The sequence below is a fragment of the Nitrospira sp. genome (genome assembly GCA_029194665.1).
In the GTDB taxonomy this organism is placed as follows: Bacteria; Nitrospirota; Nitrospiria; order Nitrospirales; family Nitrospiraceae; genus Nitrospira_D.
Window position 1 is genome coordinate 305355 of the sequence record JARFXO010000001.1, and the last position, 17970, is coordinate 323324.

The 17970-nt window shown below is 57.4% G+C and carries 20 protein-coding genes; 9 read left to right on the forward strand and 11 right to left on the reverse strand.

Annotation, left to right across the window (positions count from 1 at the left end):
* Positions 1 to 5: 5 nt before the first annotated feature.
* Both leuD and P0119_01455 read left to right on the forward strand, forming a co-directional pair.
* Positions 6 to 629: a 3-isopropylmalate dehydratase small subunit gene (gene leuD / locus P0119_01450; GenBank protein MDF0664717.1), complete on the forward strand. Its 624-nt coding sequence runs from the start codon at positions 6 to 8 to the stop codon at positions 627 to 629.
* Between the two features lie 11 nt (positions 630 to 640).
* The gene (locus P0119_01455; protein MDF0664718.1) at positions 641 to 988 is read left to right on the forward strand and encodes a hypothetical protein; all 348 of its coding nucleotides are present in this window, start codon (positions 641 to 643) and stop codon (positions 986 to 988) included.
* A 13-nt stretch (positions 989 to 1001) separates the two neighbouring features.
* Here the strand turns inward: P0119_01455 and corA are convergent, their stop codons facing one another.
* Positions 1002 to 2057, reverse strand: a complete 1056-nt coding sequence (gene corA, locus P0119_01460) for a magnesium/cobalt transporter CorA (protein MDF0664719.1) — start codon at positions 2055 to 2057, stop codon at positions 1002 to 1004.
* A gap of 92 nt (positions 2058 to 2149) precedes the next feature.
* Between corA and P0119_01465 the strand changes: the two genes are divergently transcribed.
* A complete protein-coding gene (locus P0119_01465) occupies positions 2150 to 2965 on the forward strand; it encodes a 3'(2'),5'-bisphosphate nucleotidase CysQ (GenBank protein ID MDF0664720.1) in 816 nt (271 codons plus the stop codon).
* On the opposite strand, the gene P0119_01470 is transcribed toward P0119_01465, so the two are convergent.
* The 3 genes from P0119_01470 to P0119_01480 all read right to left on the reverse strand — a co-directional run bounded on the left by P0119_01470 (position 2962) and on the right by P0119_01480 (position 5032).
* A complete protein-coding gene (locus tag P0119_01470; protein ID MDF0664721.1) occupies positions 2962 to 4119 on the reverse strand; it encodes an aminotransferase class I/II-fold pyridoxal phosphate-dependent enzyme in 1158 nt (385 codons plus the stop codon). The two genes, P0119_01465 and P0119_01470, sit on opposite strands and share 4 nt — an antisense overlap.
* Before the next feature lie 180 nt (positions 4120 to 4299).
* A complete protein-coding gene (locus tag P0119_01475; protein ID MDF0664722.1) occupies positions 4300 to 4479 on the reverse strand; it encodes a transposase in 180 nt (59 codons plus the stop codon).
* Between the two features lie 7 nt (positions 4480 to 4486).
* Positions 4487 to 5032: a hypothetical protein gene (locus tag P0119_01480; GenBank protein ID MDF0664723.1), complete on the reverse strand. Its 546-nt coding sequence runs from the start codon at positions 5030 to 5032 to the stop codon at positions 4487 to 4489.
* Positions 5033 to 5485: 453 nt separating this feature from the next.
* On the opposite strand from P0119_01480, the gene P0119_01485 reads away from it, so the two are divergent.
* On the forward strand, positions 5486 to 6058 hold the full coding sequence (locus P0119_01485) for an IS630 family transposase (protein ID MDF0664724.1): 573 nt from the start codon (positions 5486 to 5488) through the stop codon (positions 6056 to 6058).
* Here the strand turns inward: P0119_01485 and P0119_01490 are convergent.
* From P0119_01490 to P0119_01520, 7 genes are all read right to left on the reverse strand, one after another.
* Complete coding sequence (locus P0119_01490; GenBank protein ID MDF0664725.1) at positions 6052 to 8829, reverse strand: GNAT family N-acetyltransferase; 2778 nt, start codon at positions 8827 to 8829, stop codon at positions 6052 to 6054. The genes P0119_01485 and P0119_01490 overlap by 7 nt on opposite strands.
* 8 nt (positions 8830 to 8837) lie before the next feature.
* A complete protein-coding gene (locus P0119_01495) occupies positions 8838 to 9875 on the reverse strand; it encodes an NrdH-redoxin (GenBank protein MDF0664726.1) in 1038 nt (345 codons plus the stop codon).
* Between the two features lie 125 nt (positions 9876 to 10000).
* The gene (locus P0119_01500; protein ID MDF0664727.1) at positions 10001 to 10360 is read right to left on the reverse strand and encodes a cytochrome c; all 360 of its coding nucleotides are present in this window, start codon (positions 10358 to 10360) and stop codon (positions 10001 to 10003) included.
* Positions 10361 to 10371: 11 nt separating this feature from the next.
* A complete protein-coding gene (locus P0119_01505) occupies positions 10372 to 11229 on the reverse strand; it encodes a universal stress protein (protein MDF0664728.1) in 858 nt (285 codons plus the stop codon).
* A 24-nt stretch (positions 11230 to 11253) separates the two neighbouring features.
* Positions 11254 to 11922 (reverse strand): phosphoribosyltransferase, encoded by a 669-nt coding sequence (locus tag P0119_01510; protein MDF0664729.1) that lies wholly within the window; start codon positions 11920 to 11922, stop codon positions 11254 to 11256.
* Positions 11923 to 11955: 33 nt separating this feature from the next.
* Positions 11956 to 12108, reverse strand: coding sequence for a hypothetical protein (locus tag P0119_01515; GenBank protein ID MDF0664730.1), 153 nt, complete (start codon positions 12106 to 12108; stop codon positions 11956 to 11958).
* A gap of 40 nt (positions 12109 to 12148) precedes the next feature.
* Entirely contained in the window at positions 12149 to 12619 is a 471-nt protein-coding gene (locus P0119_01520) for an Hsp20/alpha crystallin family protein (GenBank protein MDF0664731.1), read from the reverse strand.
* A gap of 888 nt (positions 12620 to 13507) precedes the next feature.
* Between P0119_01520 and P0119_01525 the strand changes: the two genes are divergently transcribed.
* The 5 genes from P0119_01525 (at position 13508) to P0119_01545 (ending at position 17962) form a co-directional block, all read left to right on the forward strand.
* Positions 13508 to 14551, forward strand: a complete 1044-nt coding sequence (locus P0119_01525; protein MDF0664732.1) for a PAS domain S-box protein — start codon at positions 13508 to 13510, stop codon at positions 14549 to 14551.
* Between the two features lie 123 nt (positions 14552 to 14674).
* Complete coding sequence (gene istA / locus P0119_01530) at positions 14675 to 15943, forward strand: IS21 family transposase (GenBank protein ID MDF0664733.1); 1269 nt, start codon at positions 14675 to 14677, stop codon at positions 15941 to 15943.
* Positions 15940 to 16722 carry an IS21-like element helper ATPase IstB gene (istB, locus tag P0119_01535; protein ID MDF0664734.1) on the forward strand — a complete coding sequence of 261 codons (783 nt, stop codon included), beginning with the start codon at positions 15940 to 15942 and terminating at the stop codon, positions 16720 to 16722. Before istA ends, istB begins: the two co-directional genes overlap by 4 nt.
* Before the next feature lie 204 nt (positions 16723 to 16926).
* Positions 16927 to 17574, forward strand: coding sequence for a response regulator transcription factor (locus tag P0119_01540; GenBank protein ID MDF0664735.1), 648 nt, complete (start codon positions 16927 to 16929; stop codon positions 17572 to 17574).
* A gap of 145 nt (positions 17575 to 17719) precedes the next feature.
* Positions 17720 to 17962 (forward strand): hypothetical protein, encoded by a 243-nt coding sequence (locus P0119_01545; protein ID MDF0664736.1) that lies wholly within the window; start codon positions 17720 to 17722, stop codon positions 17960 to 17962.
* Positions 17963 to 17970 lie beyond the last annotated feature (8 nt).

Here is a 17970-nt window from a genome sequence, read left to right on the forward strand (position 1 = left end):
CCGCAATGGAACCTTTCACGACACTAACCGGTCTCGTCGCTCCCCTGGATCGCGTGAACGTCGATACTGATCAGGTGATTCCGAAGCAATTTCTAAAGACCATCAAGCGCACCGGGCTGCGCGAAGGTCTGTTCTTTGATTGGCGAAAACGAAAAGACGGCTCGCCTGATCCATCGTTCTTTTTGAACCAGTCACGGTATCAGGGCGCAACGATCCTCTTAACCAGAGACAATTTCGGCTGTGGCTCCTCGCGTGAGCATGCGCCTTGGGCTCTCCTGGATCAAGGGTTCCGGTGCCTCATTGCTCCCGGCTTTGCTGACATTTTCTACAACAATTGTTTTCAGAACGGCATCCTCCCTGTGGTGTTGAGAGCTGAAGAGGTGCAGCAGCTCATGAAGGACGTGATCGACACCGACGGTTACCGTCTCACGGTAGACCTGTACCAGCAAACAATGACCACTCCGAAGGGAACCACCTATCGCTTCGAGATCGACCCCTTCCGCAAAGACTGTCTCTATCGAGGGCTTGATGCGATCGGTCTCACCCTCCAACATGAAGGCGCAATCAAAACCTATGAAATTCGACGAAAGGCTGAAGCGCCGTGGCTGTTCAGTGACGTTCATTCGTAAATGAGGAGATCTTGGTGAAGGTGGTTTTGGTGCTCCTTTTCTTTGTAGGCGCTGCCTACTTGATCGTCGTGTTCAACTGGACCTATTCGGATGGAGACCGGGCTGGGTACATCCAACAATTTTCTACGAGAGGCTGGTTGTGTAAGACACATGAAGGGGAGTTGGCAATGACGACCGTGCCGGGAACGGCGCCCGTTCTCTGGCAATTTACGATCTGGAACGATAACGTCGCTGTGGAATTATCGGAAGTGATGGGGAAACGGGTGATCTTGCATTACAAAGAGTATCGCCATATTCCAACCAACTGCTTCGGTGAGACCGCCTATTTCGTGGATAAGGTGGAAGTTCAGGAAGAGTAGCCTGCCTCGCCATCTACAACCATTTCTTTCGACGGAACCCGATCAGCATAGCGGTTGCCACAATTCCCATTAAGCCCAACGCCATCGCGTAACCCCAGGGCCATTTCAACTCCGGCATATGCTCAAAATTCATGCCGTAGATGCCCGCAATAAAGGTGAGTGGCATGAAAATCGTCGTGATCACCGTCAGGACACGCATGACGGCGTTCAGCCGATAGCTGACACTTGATAGGTAAATATCGAGACTCGCGGAGACCATTTCTCGCAACGTCTCGATGGTGTCGACGATCTGCACCACATGGTCGTAGACGTCTCGAAAAAATACCTTGGTGGGTTCATGCAAAAATGGACAGTCCGATCGAGACAGGTTGTTGATCGCTTCCCGCAGGGGCCAAACGGCGCGCCGCACGAACAGGAGCTGCTGTTTGAGCGCATGAATGTCTTTGAGTGTATCCGGCTTCGGATCGGCTATCACGCGCTCTTGCAGCAACTCAATCCGCTCCCCGAGCATTTCGAGAACAGCGAAATATCGGTCGACCACGGCATCAACGAGTGCATGGAGCAGATAGTCCGATCCACTTTGACGAAGCCGCCCCTTACCACTTCGGAGGCGATCCCTCACCGGTTGAAAAACATCGGTTCCATTCTCTTGGAACGAGAGGACGTAGTTTCGCCCAAGGACGAAACTGACTTGTTCGACCAGTATGTCTCCGCGGTCGGAGGTCGTGAGCATCTTCATGACAAGAAAGAAATATGCCTCATAGTCATCGAGCTTGGGGCGCTGATCGGTATTCGCGATGTCTTCCAGCAGAAGCGGGTGGAGATTGAACTGTTTCCCGAAGGCTTCCAGGATGTCGATCTTGTGCACGCCGCCGACATCGACCCAGGTGACCGTTTCGTCGGCAGGCAGTCGAAGCTCCTTCGCGTCTTTGACGACCTGTTCTTCGCATCGGGTACCGGCATAATTGAACAGGGTCATCGTCACGGCCTCGGTTCGCGTCTCGCCGATGTGGACGAGCGTTCCGGGCGACAGTCCCGACTTCCTTGACCGTTTCTGGATCAATTTCATGATATCGTGCTTGTACGATGATTCTATGACCAGGTCAAGCCGGCACAGGGTCGTTGCTTTTCATCTGGCACCGAGGCTGCTACTCTTCCGTCATGGCATGGGACTACGAACGTGACGTTCTCATCGATGTGATCCGGAAGGCTGGAGAGGAAGCCTTGCGGTTGATGGTCGAGGGATTTGAGACGATTCAGAAGCCTGACCACTCGCCGGTGACCTCGGCGGACCTGGCCGTGAATCGGATTCTCCTATCTCGCCTACAGTCGGCCTTTCCTCTGGATGGTTGGCTGTCGGAGGAATCGCCGGATGATCTGGAAAGGCTCCGTAAAACCAGGGTCTGGGTCGTCGATCCGATAGATGGGACGAAGGCCTTCATCAGTGGGGAACCGGAGTTCTGCATCTCCGTCGCCCTCGTTGAACGGGGCCAACCTGTCGTGGCAGCCATCTTCAACCCCTCGACTGACGAGTTATTCACGGCCACACGAGGTGGAGGTCTTCATCTCAATGACAAGCAGGTTACCTCACCAGGACTGTGGGAAGACCAGCTCCCGATCGTGGCACTCAGCCCATGGGAGCTCCAAATCGGTCGCTTCGCATCACTTGAGCCGTATGCCAACAGCCGTACCATACGTTCAATCGCCTGGGCCATCGCCCTCACTGCGAGCGGGCGCATTCATGCCGCCGCGACGCTCGAACCGGAAAATGAATGGGATGTTGCGGCGGGAACTCTTCTCATCGCCGAAGCGGATGGAACCATCTCCGATGGCCGCGGGCATAACCTGACCTTTAACCGGCCCGAGCCTCGGTATCGCGGAATCATCGCGACCAGCCCGCACTGTCCTGATGCCCTCGCACAACAACTCAAGCTCCTCGCTCGGCCGGTCTCTGCAGAGAACGAGCAGCCTTTTTAGAAATCGGCTTGAGTCAGCCGCCGACAGGCTTCATCGAGATCCGACTCAGTCTTCGCATAACTGAAACGGATGAAGTCGGCGCCTTTCCGTCCGGCAAAAAATGCCTCTCCTGGCACACCGGCCACACCGGTCTGCTCCAACAGATGCAGAGCACGAGCTTTCCCTGTGTCGCCTGGAAGTCGAGACACATCCGCCAACACGTAATAGGCGCCTTCTGGGATTGATGGCGTGAGGCCCGCCTTGGTCAGTGCGCCGCAAAATTTGTCGCGCTTATGCTGATATTCTCGAGCCAGGGTTCCATAGAAATCGTCGGGCAATTCTCTGATACCGCGAGCCACGCCCATTTGGAGCGGCGCCGGAGCACAGACGTAGAGGAGATCATTCATCGCGCCGATCGCTTTTGTCCATCGCTGCGCAGCCACACTGTACCCGATGCGCCACCCTGTGACGCTGAACGTCTTGGAGTACCCTCCGACGGTCACAGTCCGTTCGGCCATATCAGGCAAGGAGGCCAGGCTCACATGACGCCGCCCGTCATAGAGAAAGTATTCGTAGATTTCATCCGTCATGACGAATAGATCGTGCCGGCAGGCATAATCAGCCAGCGCCTCAAGTTCCGTTCTGCTGAATATCTTGCCTGATGGGTTGCCGGGCGAATTGACGATAATGGCCTTCGTATTCGACGTCAGGACCTGCTCGAGCTCGGTCAGGGAATACGTCCATGCCGGCGGCTGCATTTTGACGACTACAGGAACGGCTTCGACGGCCACGAGTGCGCTGACATGGTATTGATAGTACGGCTCAAACAGGATGACTTCGTCTCCGGGGTTGAGGAGTGCCGCGCAGGCACAGTGAAAGGCGCCGGTGGCCCCGGCGCTGACGGTGATCTGTGTTTCTGGATCGGCTCTAATATCGTTATAGTGCACCAGCTTGTCGGCTATTGCTTCGCGTAACTCCCCTAACCCATCGAAGCGGGTGTAGACATTGTGACCATCCCTGATGCCTTTCTCTGCCCCTTCGAGAACGATCGAAGGGACCGGTGTGTCACAGACTCCTTGTGCCATATTGAGGCCCTTCACGCTCGCACAAGCCTGTGTCATCGCTCGAATCTCGGATTGGGCGAGGTCCACCATCCGCCGACTGACCGTTCGCATCACCAAACTCCTTCTTGAGCCTTCCTGGCTCGGTGTCCTTTGTGGCAGAGGATTATGACCACGTCAAGACGGGTCACGATTCTGAGCGCGATAGGAGGCGACGCAATGCAGCAACAGCGGCCGACTGGAGAGCGCCTCGAAGTGCTTGTGCGGCTGGGCGAGCCGCACGAACAGCGTCCATCAATTGTAGACCAGCGCCACCATCCGTGCCATGAGCCGGCAGCGCGCAAGATCCTGCGTCGTAAAGCCGCCCCAGCCCCATTGATGCTTCAGCTCGTCGAAGGTGCGTTCGGCATCGGCCCGATCGCGATAGAGCTGGGCGAGTGCGAGGATCTCGTATGGGGTCGAGGTGACCCGCACGTCGCTCTCAATGAAGGCGAGCAGCTCCTGATCGTCGTCCTTCCCGGTGAGCAGCATCTCGCCGGTGAGTGCTCGGCGCAGTACGATGACGCGCCGGGTCCGGCTCCAGCCTGACAGCAGCAGCGTATCTTCGACCCCTTCCCATCCTTGACCTGCCTCTTCCCACGCGGTGGAGCGGAACCACGTTTTGATGAGGGCCTTCACGTTCTTCGACGAGTCTCGACACGCCCAACAACTCGGGGTGAATCCCGTCATAGCGAATCGCCGTGATATGCGCATACCGATGGTGGCCGGCCAGGATCGACAGCAGCAAGGTCGCGAGCAGCGCGCGTTTATCCGACGCGTGGGTGCTCTGGTAGGCCAGCGGGCAATCGGCCACCCACGCCTCGAATACGCCGCTCACTTTGAGAAATTCGATGAAGAATGGCAACTGGCCGAGCGGCGTGACGGCTGCGGCCGGATCCCACTCGACGTGGATTCGCCCCCCCCCGAACGTACCGAGTGCGATCGCCCCGTTCGGTCCTGCCAAGGCCTTGCGTGGTGCTTCACCCATTGGGTGACTCCCTTCGTACCAGGCAATGTGCTGCCTATCCGCTGCCAGCAAGGCTATCCCGGAGCAGGCCGATGCTTCAACTGCCGTTTATGGGTTCAAAGGCGGATGTAGAGGGGGTAAACGGATTTCATCGCGCTCAGGGCGTTATAGCTAAGCCTACAGTTACTGATAGACACGGGGTGCACGTCTGGGCGATCCTGTGCGCATGAGATGCTCAGTAGATGTGCGCCAACGGGTGGTGGATTTTGTACGACGTGGTGGCAGCAAGGCGGAGGCGGCTCCAGGTGGGCGAGGCGAGCGTGTACCGGTGGCTCAAACCCGGTGGGCTGACACATAAGCGCCCTGGGCCCAAAACTGCTCACAAACTGGATTGGGAGGCCATGCGGCGTCATGTTACCACACATGAGGACCTGACACAGGCGGAAGCGGCTCGGCATTTCGGGGTCTCGCGCCATTGCATCTGGCACGCGCTCCACAAGATGGGATGGACCCGGAAAAAAAACGACCGGCTACAAAGAACGTAGCCCGCTGCAACGAAGAAGGTTTCTGCGTCTTCGGGAGCGGTACATTCGTCGCGGCCTGCAGCTCGTGCCTGTCGATGAGTGCGGCTTCGCGCCTTCCGTGACTCGCCGCTATGGGTATGCACCCAGGGGACAGCGCGTGTACGGCCTGACGTCAGGGCATAGAAGACCTCGCACCTCGCAGATCGCCGCCCGCATCGGGCCAGATTTTGCAGAACCCTGCCTCTTCGAAGGCACGTGCGATGCCGCGGTGTTCAACGCCTGGCTCAAAACAAGGCTGTGCCCGCGGCTGACCCGCGAGCACCTGATCATCATGGACAACGCGGCCTTTCACAAATCTTCGGAAACGGCGCAACTCATCGAGCATACCGGCGCCACGCTGCTGTTTTTGCCACCCTATTCGCCCGACCTGAACCCCATCGAGCACGACTTCGCCGCGCTCAAGAAACACCGGGAATATCAGGAAACCGCTTCCATCGACCAGATTGTGAAGGCCTATCAATGATTATCGGCTTGGCCATAGAGCTTCGGTAGAGGTGAGTCGGCATGATTGATTCGTATCCTCGCATCCACGATGCGGCAGCCTTGGCCCGGTGGAAGGGCGAAGATCGGATTCAAGTCGAGCCCGCTGATCTCCGGAATTTCTTCAACGAGACGAGATACCCGCAGCAACGTCTCTTCCAAGGCTTCAAGATCGGCCGATGGATGTCCTCGATAGCCGGTAAGCAGCCGATAGCCTTTGATTCCACGGATCATCTCTACGGCGTCACGGTCGGTGAGCGGCGTGATGCGGAACTGGACATCGCCAAGAATCTCTACGTGGATCCCACCGAGACCGAACGCGATCAAGGGGCCGAATAGGGGATCGTCAGTGACTCCGATCATCACTTCCACGCCACCGGTGACCATCGGCTGCACGAGTGCTCCTTCCATGGCATCGAGCCGGCCGGTCTCGGCGAGTCGCGTTTTCATCGAGTCAAACGCTCTGCGAACCGCCTCTTCGTTCGTGAGATTCAACTGCACGCCGTCGATCTCAGTTTTGTGCACGATCTGATGTGAGGCTAGTTTGACGGCGACCGGATAGCCGGCCTGCCTTGCCAAGGCTGCTGCTTCGTCGGCCGTCCTCGCCACTCCGCCAGGCTGAACAGGGAGTCTCATCGCACTCAGGACGTTTCGTGTTTCTTCTGTCGTCAACCAGCCGGCTCCGCGGCGCGCAAGACCGGTCGCACAGATTTTTCGTGCGACTGAAAGATCAAGATCATCGAAGTCGGGCACCATCCCAGGCCGTCGTTGCCGCCATTCCACGTAAGAAGCCGCTTTGCTGAGCACCAGTGCAGGGATCTCCGGCAAGTGGTAGGTCGGAATGGTTTCAGTTTGGCAATGAAACGTACGCTCCATATCACCTTCCGCCATCCAACTGAGCAGCACGGGCTTGGCCTCCGCGCCTGCTCTGCGACCCGTATCAATTCCAGCCAGAATGCCGTGGGCGATGCCGGCTGTGTCCGCCACAGTCACGGACACATACAGGATGATCAACGCGTCGACCTCGTCTGCCGAGAGCACGGTTTCGATCGCCTTCGCGTACTGATCCGGTGTGGCCGATGCGATGAGATCCACAGGATTGTTTAGGGCGGCGGCGGCCGGAAGAAAGGAGGCGAGAGACGCTTTGGTCCGGGCCGATAGTTCCGGAACCACCAAGGTGCCTGCCTCACAGGCGTCCGTGCAGAGGATGGCGGGTCCTCCGGCATTCGTGATGATGCCGACTCGGCGTCCAGGCGGGAGCGGTTGAGCCGCGAGTCCGGTTGCCAGCACCAACATGTCATCGAGCGTCTCGGCGCGAATGACACCGGCTTGGCGAAACAACGCTTCAACGGCCACATCACTCGCCGCAAGGGCCGCCGTATGTGAACTGGCGGCACGTCTCCCTGATTGGGTGCGTCCCGCTTTGACTGCAACGATAGGCTTACGGTGACTCACCCTCCGTGCGATGCGGGCGAAGCGGCGAGGGTTGCCGAATGATTCTACGTACAAGAGGATCACATCGGTCGCAGGGTCTTCCTCCCAATATTGGAGGAGATCGTTGGTCGAAACATCGGCCTTATTGCCGACGCTGACGAACGATGAAATGCCGAGCTGGACGCGACGCGCTCCGGCGAGGGTGGCAAGGCCCAACGCGCCGCTTTGCGACGACATCGCTACTCGGCCTTGAGGCGGAAACAGCGAGGTAAAAGTGGCATTGAGCCTGACGGTCGGATCCGTGTTCAATATTCCGAAACAATTGGGGCCGATCATGCGCATGCCGTGCTGTCGGACTTTCGCGACCAACTGCCGCTGAAGGGTCGATCCCTCTGAACCCACTTCCGCGAATCCAGCCGTAATGACGACGCAGGCCCTGATTCCTTTTGCGGCGCACTCATCGATCACAGACGATACGGAGTCTCGCGGGACGGCAATGACGGCAAGCTCGATTGGTTCGGTGATCGCGTGCAATGAGGGGAAGACGTTGATTCCGGCGATTTCGGTCGCGTGAGGGTTCACAGGATATACGGCACCTCGAAACCGATTGGTCGTCAGCGCTTCGAGGAGACGATACCCGATACTTGTTGGATCGCGTGAGGCCCCGATCACCGCTACCGACTGCGGGTGGAAAAACGGTCGGAGGGAGGCGGTCGTGGCGATGCGTTCTCGTACTTCCGCGCGGGCCACAGTGACTTCCGTTGGAATCAGCGACAATTCCACTTCCATATCTTCGCCTTCGTAGCCTTCATGAGTGGCAAACCCCGATTCACGAAAGACTTCTCGCATGGCCAGATTTTCAGCATGGGTTACGGCCCAAAGGTGGGTAAATCCATAGCGGATGGCCGACAGGGCAAGCCGTTCGAGAAGCAGAGTGCCTAGGCCTTTTCCATGGAAAGCATCATCCACGGCCATGGCCACCTCTGCCGTGTGCTCGTCCTTCGCCCAGTAGGAACCTGCGGCAATAATGCGTGGTTCTCCCTCCCATGCTCGTGTCACGATCAACGTGAGCTGGGAACGGGGATTGGAGGAATCACACAGGCTTGCGACAGCGTCGGCTGACGGCATGCTTTCCGAAAAGAACCGGTGACGTCTCGACTCGGGTGACAAGCGGTAGACGAACTGTTGCAACAGCGTCGCATCAGCCGGCTCAGCCGTCCGGATGGCGGCGGTCGTTCCATCGCGCAGGATGAGCGAGCCGGACACGACATGATCGGCCTTCAAAGGCGGAATGTAGAGAGGGCGAACGGATCTCATCATACGTGTATCTAAAACCCCAACCATTGGGGTTTCAGTATCAAAACGAGGCCCAAACTTAGCATCACCGCGCCACCGGTCAGTTTCAACCAACGACCGGCACGTTCCTGCAACTTTCTTCGACTCAACGTGACCACCGCAATCGTCACCATGAGGCTATCATCAAGAATATAGGCCAGGTTATACAACCCGAGATAACCATAGTATTCCCATGTCGGCAACTGCTGCATCGTGAGAATCTGTGTGTAGAGCGCAGGGAATCCGGCTGTACAGAGCAATTCAATCGTATTCACCAGGCAGGCCAGGACAATGACACCTGCTATTGCACCGGTGAGGTGTTCGGCTTGAAGGATGCGCCGGATGTGGGCGTAGAGTCCGGGCTTCGCGGACTCGGGGATACTCAGCGAAATGCCTCGATGGAGAGCAAAGAAATCTTTTACATTCACCACTCCCATGAAGAATGCGATGCCCCCCAGTCCAATTTGCACGGCCCGTGAGAGGCCGATCAGAAGAAACATATTGAGCCAAGCGGCCATGAAGGCGAAGTAGAACAACCCACTCACAGCGACGAATATGCCCGCGATGAGCGCCATCTTCCGTCGATCTCGTAGATTGACCAGCAGCGACAGGAGAAAAAGCAGGACCCACATGGCGCAAGGATTGAAGCCGTCAAGTAGGCCGATGAGAACGGTGAATAGGGGAAGACCCAGCTCGTGAACGCGAAGTCGGCCGAACCATCCCGTCTCAATACCCTCGACAGATGGATGCGAGATGACGCCTGCTGCATTCTGGTCCAGCTTGGCGCGAATCTCAGTTCCAGTCGTGTCGGATGAGTGAAATCCGACGATCACCTCTGTGCCGATGAGAAATGTCGGCACACCGATGGTGGTGATGCCTCGGTCCTTCGCCAATGCTGCCAGTCGCTGCCGTCCAGCCGAGTCCGTAGCGATGTCGTAGAGGGCAATGTGAAGCGACGGGCGCTCACGCCGAAGGTCGTCGAGAAAGACCTTCGCGGCTTCGCAATGGGGACATCCGGCTCGAATGAACACCGCAATGTCCGGGTTCCTTTCCTCAGACCAAGCGCTTGCCCCTCCGCAGAGAAGAATGACGAAGAAATGAGTAGCAAGTCGACGAAGGAACCGCAGCCAAGCTGTACGCTGAGAAGACACCTACTCTAACTGATAATATCCGGTGGTGACACGGATCGGATATACGACAGCACATCCAGCATTTGTTGATCAGTCAGTTTGCCGCGAAAGCTGTGCATGGGGCTGAACAACACTCCGTTCGAAATGGCCACAAGCAGTTCCCAATCCGTCTTCGAACGACTGCTCTGAGATCGAAGGTTGGCCGGCCGGACAATGAGATCCTGGCTGTCCGGGCCATTTCCATCCAGTTTGGCCCCATGGCAACGGAGACACTGTTGCTCATAGACGATCTGTCCGGTTTTCGAATCCCCTCGGATCACTTGAGCAAAGACGACCGAGGTCAGCGCGGATATGAGCATGAACGCAGCGATCAGTATCTTTTCCATGTTCAATCCTTTCATCTCAAGACGAGGACCGGACAAGTCACGTGATGCACGACGGCATGGGACACACTCCCCAAGAGGAAACGAGAAATCCCCTTGCGCCCATGGGAGGTCACGACCACCAAATCCCTACCCTTCGCCTCCTGTTCAATCACCGATGCCGGATTACCCGTGGCGACCTTCGTGCTCACCGTATAGCGAGGGTTGAAGAGTTTGGCGGCGGTCGAATTGACGAGTTCCTCCGCATAGCGCTCCGCGCCCTCCCACCATGTTCCGGTTCCCAGCGCGTCATATGGATCGTTTACTCCGATCGGAGTGAGGGCATGAAGCACACAGAGCTCCGTGGGATCGGCAAAGGGATGTTGTGTAAGCCATTTCGCGATTCGGTCGGCGTCGTCTCGGTCCTCGATCGCGACGAGCACCCGCTGAACCTTGCGAGCAGCTCCTCGCACGATCAGGACAGGTCTGGAGCCATGGAGAAGCACACGATGAGACACGCTTCCAAGCACAACCTCGGAAAGACGACTTCGTCCACGCACGCCTACGACAATCAAGTCGGCTGAGAGGTTGTCGGCGCTGTCGAGGATGAGCTGAGCGGGACTGCCGATTTCGTTCACCTTCCTGATCGGCGTCACCTCGGCCGGTACCATAGCTGCGGCGCGTTCCAGTAGTTGGCGTCCCGAATCGACCATCGCATTGCGGAAATCGTCGTACCCTTGCACGTTGCTCGCTTGGGCCACGAACGGATGCTTCAAAATCCCCAAATCGACGCCATGGACTATTGTGACGTCGGTCGGATGATAGAGTTGAAACGTCTGGGTGACTGCAGCGAACGCCTGATCCGACCAATCGACGCCGATGACGACTCTCATGGCATGATCCTCCCAGCCCAAGCGCTATACGGAGGACCGCGACCTCTCGCGCATCCCTTCCTCTGCCAAGTTCAAGTACTCCACCACATCGTGATCGCTGACCTGAGCAAAGTCGATATAGTGGGTACCCACAGCCAAAAACGGGTCCGGTGTGACAAGGACGACTAACTCATCCACTTGCGTGCGGGCCTCTCGGATGGTCTCTACCGGACCAACCGGAATGGCTCCAATCAGGCGGCCTGGTTTGAGATGTCTGATGGATTGAACGGACGCAAAGAACGTGGACCCGGTCGCGATTCCATCATCCACGAGAATCACGATACGGTCGGTGAGCGTGGGTAATCGCCGGCCTTGTCGATAGAGGTGCTCCCGCCGAACGATCTCCTGCTGCTGCACCTGAATAGACGTCTGGATGTCAGGTCGTGAGAGGTGAAACGCGGCCATCGCCTCGGGATTCAAGAACACAGTCCCTGTCTCTGCCACCGCCCCTAATGCATACTCGGGATTATCAGGTGCTCCCAGCTTTCGAGCGATAAAGACGTCCAACGGAAGATGCAGTCCTACGCTCAGTTGATACCCGACTGCCACACCGCCGCTTGGAAGCGCTAAGATAATGGCTGCCGGCTCGTCACGATACCGAATCAATCGTTCGACGAGCCGCCGACCCGCTTCTTCGCGATTCCTAAATGCCATGTGTCTCTTTTCCACTCATTGAAGTTCATAGGCCTACATCAAACCGCTTGTTACGCTCACTCCGATCAAGAACATCGTCAAAACGATCAGGATGGCCGTGAGGAGCAGGTGGTGCTGCGGCCTTGCCTCATTCTGATTCCAATGGACTTCCCATGGAATTTCGAGGTAACGCGGATGACGAAACATAATGCCCTCCTTTTCCCGATGAAAGCCGGGGGTTGAAGGTTCAGGCAACTTTCACTTCGATCGCTTTGGGCTTGGCCTTCTCCGACTTTGGAAGATGGACTTTCAACACGCCATCTTTGTATTCGGCATTGACCTTGGACCCATCGGCGTCTTCGGGAAGGACAAAGCTCCGCATAAAGCTGCCGTACGCCCGTTCCACGCGATGATACTTCTTGCCCTTTTCTTCCTTCTCGTATTTCCGTTCGCCGCTGATGGCAAGGACATCGTCATGGACGTTGATCTTGATCTCTTCTTTCGTCATTTCGGGCACTTCCGCTTTGATGACATACTCCTTCTCGTCTTCCAAGATATCCACCAGCGGCGACCACTCCGCGACAGTGATGGCTTCCTTCTTGTCCCCGGTAGAAACCGGTGTACGACCGAAGAAGCTTGAGAGTCGTTTCTCCATCTCTTCGAGTTCCTTGAACGGGTTCCATCGAGTCGTCGGTTCCCATCTTGTCAATCCGCTCATAACCAGTGCCTCCTTCTTCTGTAGTTTCTGAAGCCTGTCGTCAATCCGATGCCGCTGCATCGATGGTGCCAAGATCTCACGCTCGTACAGGGCCCTCTTGAAAACCGATACGTGAGATGGTTGGTGCACGTCTCGCTCCCATGGAAAGGAGCGGGATCTGTGGCATTACGGGTCAAGTACTTGGGGACATCTGTTGCTTCTTTCTACATCACTGAGAGTGAACTTGTTCAAAGTCTTCCCGACCATTTCAACAATAGATCTTCCTAAGACCATATCGCTGCTTCATTCGGCGAAGATCAAATCACACGAGAAACAAAACGAGAGCGGAGGTAGGTCCAGAGAGCTGCTTGTGAAAGGTGGAGGTCTTGGAGGGGTTTTAGGCTTCCCGCTCCGTACCGGCGGGCTTGCTCACCACCCCCACACTTGACCTCGATTCTCTCGACTGTTCCTCTCACCGAGGCCTCCGCTCACTTCTAAGGTAACCGTCTTCTATGAATAATCAATAGCCGATCGTCTGATCACCGACGCCTGTGTTGTGATCTGCACGAGAGCTGTTTGACAGCGCCATGGTTTGCACGGCTGACAGATCGTTCCTATCTTTTTGAGAGCGATGAGCAACGGATGTGCCGCAATCAGCGACGCTCAAGAACCATTTGAAGATAATGAGGGTGAGGCTGTCTTCGTTGCAAGCAGGATGGGCACTCAACAGCGTGTTAAGGATAAAGTCCTCAATACTGTGCGAGAGGCGGGGTATTGGATTGCAACAGTAGGTGATTTGATCATCATGTTGGCGTTTCAATTGTACGGACTCCTCACTAAGCAAGCCCTTCAGCGGCGCGCTGCTCTTGCTAGGCGTTTACCCGAGGGTCTACCATTGTACCCCCTGCCATGACGTCGAAAACGATCAAGAAGGCATCATTAACCAAGAGAAAGTCACCCAGGCGCGCGCGAACGACCGGCACAACCTCGCGGTCTGGTCTCGTACCGCCGTCTGTAGAAGAGCTGTTTGCCAAGGCCTTCCGTTTGAGTCCGCACCCGATCGGGATTATCGAGATGGAAACGGGGCGCTGTCTCGGAGTCAACGACGCCTGTCTAGAGATCTTTGGGTTTCAACGGCACGAGGTCATCGGGAAAACGACGCTGATGTTGGGGATTTGGCCTGATCCTCAAGAGCGGGTCCGGCTCATCGATCGGTTGAGGGCTGAAGGAAAAGTCCGAAATCTCGAAGTGTCCATGCGAGTGAGAGATGGAGCACTGCGCCGATTTATTATTTCAACTGACTGGATCACGCTCAGGGGAAACCGGTGCCTATTGACGATCGACAACGATATCACCGAGCGCAAGCAGGCGGAAGAGGCACTCCATCAGAAGCAACTTGAGTTACAGCAGTCACAAGCACAACTCCAAGACCTAGCGTCAAAGCTCCTCACGGCACAGGATAGTGAGCGTCAGCGGATCGCGCGCGACCTGCACGATGATTTCAGCCAGCGGCTGGTCGCCCTGACGCTCGATCTAGCGGCACTCGATCGCCAGCCCTCGCTCTCGCCAGAGTCGCTCGGCAAAGCCCTGGAGCCGGTGCGCGAAGAACTGGCTCAGCTCTCCGATGACCTGCGCCGGTTAGCCCATCGTCTGCACCCGTCCTTGTTGAAACATGCAGGACTCCGGGCGGCACTTGAAGAACATATTCAGCAGGCCATGAAACGAACGGAGCTGCGCATTACGCTGAAAGTCGGCAACGTGCCCGAGTCGCTCCCGCTCGACAGCGCGACCTGCCTGTTCCGGGTGTGTCAGGAAAGTCTTCAGAATGTGGTGAAGCATGCGAATGCAACGGAAGTCCTCGTCAAATTGAGCGGCTCGTCGAAGGGGATCGGCCTCTCGGTGACGGACAATGGAAGGGGCTTCGATCTCCATGTGTCAGCGGTCATGCAATAATCCCCAGATGTGGTCAATGAATTCTCCCCACCCTCTCACCGAAGGAGGGATGTGATGGAACTTGACGATAGCAAGGAGACAACGATCATACCGTCCCAGGTAGACCACACTCGGGAGGTATGTATGGTGGATCAAGAGCGGTGGGCGGAGATTCGACGGTTGCGTCATGAAGAGCGGGGATCCATTTCAGGGATTGCGCGGCGGTTGGACCTGGATCGGAAGACCGTGCGGCGCAGTCTGCAGCAGACGACGTGGCAACCCTATCGCCGAGCGGCGATGACGGAGACGCTGCTGACCGCCCATGCCGACTTTGTGCGGACCCGTGCGTCGCAGGTTAATTATTCGGCGCGGATTCTCTATCAGGAACTGCGAGCGAGCCACGAGTACATCGGCAGTTATGAGACGGTGAAGCGAGGGGTGGCGCCGCTGCGTGAGGGTCAGCTGCAGGCGGAGCGGGCCCTCCTCCGCTTTGAGACACCGCCGGGCCAGCAGAGTCAGATTGATTGGGGCCAAGCCACCGTGCCCTTCCGCGCCGGCCCGACGGTGGTGCACGTGTTCGTGTTGACGTTGGGGTTCAGCCGACGTGGGTTCTATTACGCCTGTGCCGATGAGCGGCTGGCGCAGTTTCTCGAGGCCCATGAACGGGCTTTTGCGCATTTCGGTGGCCACACGCGAGAGCATCTGTATGACCGACCGCGAACCGTCTGTTATGCGGATGAGACGGGGCGGCGGCTCTGGAATCCCACCTTCAAAGCCTTCGCCGACTATTGGGGCTTTGAGCCGCGCGTGTGTCGGCCCTATCGGGCCCAGACCAAGGGTAAGGTCGAATCCGGCGTGAAATATCTGAAACGGAACTTTCTGCCGGGACGAACGTTTGTCGATCTGGTGGACTTTCAAACCCAACTTGACGAATGGACCGCGACAATTGCCGACCGCCGCATCCATGGCACGACGCATGAGGAGCCACTCGTCCGGTTTGCGCGAGAACGCAACCACCTGGTCCCGCTGGCGGACCAGCGCGCCTTCCAGCAGGAGGCGCGCGTCTCACGGATCGTGGCCGAGGACTATTTGGTCAGCCTGGCGACGAACCGCTACTCCGTGCCCTTCCGGCTCATTGGTCAGCGGGTTGAAGTGCAACGACGGGGGGACACGGTCCACATCTTTCACCGTGACCAAGAGATCGCGACGCACCCGGTGCTCCCGGGCCAGCACCAATTCCGAATCCAGCCCGAGCACGGCCCTGGAGCCAGTGCGCGTCTCGCCCGCCACCGTCGGTCCACGGTGAGCGATCGGTCCCCTCGCCCCGATGCCTTGCCGGAGGTCGAAGTGCGGGATCTGGCCTGGTACGAGGCGGTGTGTGAGCGCACGGCGTCGCAGGAGGGGCGGCCATGAACGCGGCGCAACTGGAACGGCTCCGTGACCAACTCACGCGCCTACGGCTCTTGAAGAGTCGGGAGCGGCTGGAGGCCCTCTTACAAGAAGCGGCCGTCAAGGAGCTGCCCTATGCCGACTTCCTCGACCAGGTGCTCGGCGAAGAAGTCGCGTCCAAGACCGCGAAGAACATTGCGATGCGGACGAGTTTGGCGCGATTTCCATTCGTCAAGAGTCTGGAGGTCTTCGACTTCAGCTACCAGCCTTCGTTGGATAAGAAGCAGATTCAGCAGGTGGCGACCTGCCACTTCATCGAGCACGGCGAGAATGTCGTGATCTTGGGGCCGCCCGGTGTGGGCAAAAGCCACCTGGCCATCGGGCTAGGGCTGCAAGCCATTGCCCAGGGCTATCGGGTGTTGTTCACGACAGCCGCCGCCATGATCGCTACGCTGACTCGGGCGCTCACGGAGAATCGGCTGGAGGACAAGCTGAAGCTCTATACCATTCCCCGGTTGCTGATCATTGATGAGATCGGCTATCTGCCCATTGACCGCACCGGGGCCAACTTGTTCTTTCAGCTCATCTCACGCCGCTATGAGAAGGGGCCGATGATTTTGACCAGTAACCAGAGTTTCGGGGCTTGGGGCGAGGTGTTTGGCGACCGGGTGCTGGCGACTGCGATCCTGGATCGGGTGCTCCACCACGCGATCACCATCAACATCCGGGGCCATTCCTACCGGCTGAAGGAGAAACTCAAAGCCGGACTTGTGCGGGTCGAAGAAGCGTCAACGACAACCTAACGGGGTGGGGAATTTTCGATGACCATAACTGGGGCAATTTGGATGACCCTTGACACTCCATGACGAAAGCAATCACCAGAAGGGACTGGGGCTGACCAGCATGCGGGAACGGCTGCGGTTGGTGAACGGATTTCTCAACATCCATTCCAGGCCGGCGGATAGAACAAAGGTCTGTGCCTGGATTCCCTTCCTGGAGAATAGGCCTTGACTCGTCCTCGCATCCTCATGGCGGATGACCATTCGCTCGTGCTGGCCGGTCTCCGAAGACTGGTTGAAGAGCTAGGAGACGTGGTCGGCACCGTCGAAGATGGCCGAGCCTTGATCGAGCAGGCGCAAAGGCTGCGGCCGGACATTATTCTCTTGGACATTTCCATGCCGCTGCTCAACGGCCTGGACGCAGCGCGACAGCTCACGAAACTGGTGCCGGATAGCAAGCTGATTTTCGTGACCATGCATGCCACACCCACCTACGTGACCCAGGCCTTTGAGGCAGGGGCGGCAGGCTATTTGGTCAAACAGTCTGCGGCGGAGGAGCTCACGCGGGCCATCGAGGCGGTTCGACGAGGTCAGCACTACATGACACCGTTCGTGACCAAGGATACGGTAGGGATGACGCTCCATCCATCCCGGAGGCCTGTCTGTAAACAACCAGTGACCGCCCTCACACCGCGCCAGCGGGAAGTGCTGCAACACATCGCAGAGGGGAAAAGCACCAAGTCGATCGCCTCACTCTTGCACATCTCCGTCAAGACCGTTGAATTCCATAGGACGCGCCTTATGGAGGAGCTGAATCTCCATTCGGTTGCCGAGCTTACCAGGTATGCCGTGAGCGCAGGCTTGGTGAGTCTCTGAACAGCTCCATCGTTCGTCACGTTTCGATGCACTCACCTCAGCAATATTTCATCACGCATCTAGGCTTTGCCTAGTACCCCTCCTCGATACGGTCATTTACGATGCACCGTATGGGACGTGGACTTCCTAAAGAGTGAGGTGTCCTATGACGCTCGCGGCGATCATTGTGCGCGTGCACTGTGTGTTGGAGCAGCTCGGTACCGATTGTTCCATGGAAGAGTTGGTGACCCTCTGTCCTGAGCTCACGTGGAACCAAGTGTTCCTCGCGATCGATTACTTGAGTCGAAGCGGGCAGATTCGTATGATCCTGGCCGGCGACAAGACTTATAGGGTGAAGGTCTATCACGTCGTCACAGGCGCGACCATTCCTGCGTCACCAGCTCCCTAGTAAATATT

What these genes read in the sequence shown, in the direction of transcription:
- P0119_01515 (MDF0664730.1), bottom strand. Translation starts at nt 12,108, where the DNA reads ATGTTTCGTCATCCGCGTTACCTCGAAATTCCATGGGAAGTCCATTGG.
- P0119_01465 (MDF0664720.1), top strand. Translation starts at nt 2,150, where the DNA reads ATGGCATGGGACTACGAACGTGACGTTCTCATCGATGTGATCCGGAAG.
- P0119_01490 (MDF0664725.1), bottom strand. Translation starts at nt 8,829, where the DNA reads ATGATGAGATCCGTTCGCCCTCTCTACATTCCGCCTTTGAAGGCCGAT.
- leuD (MDF0664717.1), top strand. Translation starts at nt 6, where the DNA reads ATGGAACCTTTCACGACACTAACCGGTCTCGTCGCTCCCCTGGATCGC.
- P0119_01520 (MDF0664731.1), bottom strand. Translation starts at nt 12,619, where the DNA reads ATGAGCGGATTGACAAGATGGGAACCGACGACTCGATGGAACCCGTTC.
- P0119_01510 (MDF0664729.1), bottom strand. Translation starts at nt 11,922, where the DNA reads ATGGCATTTAGGAATCGCGAAGAAGCGGGTCGGCGGCTCGTCGAACGA.
- P0119_01545 (MDF0664736.1), top strand. Translation starts at nt 17,720, where the DNA reads ATGACGCTCGCGGCGATCATTGTGCGCGTGCACTGTGTGTTGGAGCAG.
- P0119_01505 (MDF0664728.1), bottom strand. Translation starts at nt 11,229, where the DNA reads ATGAGAGTCGTCATCGGCGTCGATTGGTCGGATCAGGCGTTCGCTGCA.
- P0119_01470 (MDF0664721.1), bottom strand. Translation starts at nt 4,119, where the DNA reads ATGCGAACGGTCAGTCGGCGGATGGTGGACCTCGCCCAATCCGAGATT.
- corA (MDF0664719.1), bottom strand. Translation starts at nt 2,057, where the DNA reads ATGAAATTGATCCAGAAACGGTCAAGGAAGTCGGGACTGTCGCCCGGA.
- istA (MDF0664733.1), top strand. Translation starts at nt 14,675, where the DNA reads ATGGTGGATCAAGAGCGGTGGGCGGAGATTCGACGGTTGCGTCATGAA.
- P0119_01500 (MDF0664727.1), bottom strand. Translation starts at nt 10,360, where the DNA reads ATGGAAAAGATACTGATCGCTGCGTTCATGCTCATATCCGCGCTGACC.
- P0119_01525 (MDF0664732.1), top strand. Translation starts at nt 13,508, where the DNA reads ATGACGTCGAAAACGATCAAGAAGGCATCATTAACCAAGAGAAAGTCA.
- P0119_01480 (MDF0664723.1), bottom strand. Translation starts at nt 5,032, where the DNA reads ATGGGTGAAGCACCACGCAAGGCCTTGGCAGGACCGAACGGGGCGATC.
- istB (MDF0664734.1), top strand. Translation starts at nt 15,940, where the DNA reads ATGAACGCGGCGCAACTGGAACGGCTCCGTGACCAACTCACGCGCCTA.